Origin of the sequence: Caballeronia sp. GAFFF2, assembly GCF_023631485.1 — a bacterium.
GTDB lineage: Bacteria > Pseudomonadota > Gammaproteobacteria > Burkholderiales > Burkholderiaceae > Caballeronia.
In genome coordinates this window covers 1-702 of the sequence record NZ_JALQDA010000094.1, presented here as the reverse complement: position 1 = coordinate 702, position 702 = coordinate 1, and the positions used below count along the sequence as shown (strand labels likewise).

Below are 702 nucleotides of genomic sequence, written 5' to 3'. Positions count from 1 at the left end.
TCGCCAAGCAGCCAGCCGATAAAACTGCTGCAAAAGTCGCTTCCGGTCGACGCGTAGCAATCGAAGCGACGGCGCCCCAACAACTGAGCCTGCCCGAAGGCGCCACGGTCGAGAACATCCGACGCGCTAACCTTCATGTGCTCACTAAACGCAACGGATCGAAAGCCAAACTCGGTGTTGTAATTGGGATGAGCGGGTCGAACAAGGCGCATCGACTGTACGGCAAAAAGCGCTTGGACGAGGCAGAAGCGAATCGCTTCACCAAGCAGCTTGGCTTGCCAGCTGGTTGGCTGGACCAGCCGCGCTCTGAAACGGAGATACCCAAGTCCGTCTCGGCCTTACTCACGCCCGCATCACGCGCTCGCGCAAACGCTGAAGGACAAGCGTCTCCCGTTGCCACGCTTAACGTCGACGCACCGGATGGAACGGCTCCAGCTGTGTGGGCAAGCGAGACATCGTCCGCTACTTCGGAGCGCGCAAAGGCCCCTGTTGTACCCGAACCTCAGCTCAATAGTGTCATGGCGGCGGATGCTCCAATAAACGCGACCGAACAGCCTGTCGCAATCAATGTGCATACGGTCGAAGAGAACGGTCAGCGCGTGCCGACACCTGCACTCGCAGGTGCTGAGTCTCCACCAGCGTCGGCAACAAGTCTGCAAGGTCTCGACGGTATCTCGCCGATTGCTGAAGCGCTGCTCAAGA

At 59.3% G+C, this 702-nt stretch carries 1 pseudogene; it reads left to right on the top strand.

Features of this window, described 5'->3' with window-relative positions:
• Positions 1–702 (top strand): annotated as a pseudogene (locus NCT04_RS34260) (hypothetical protein); the annotation flags it as partial.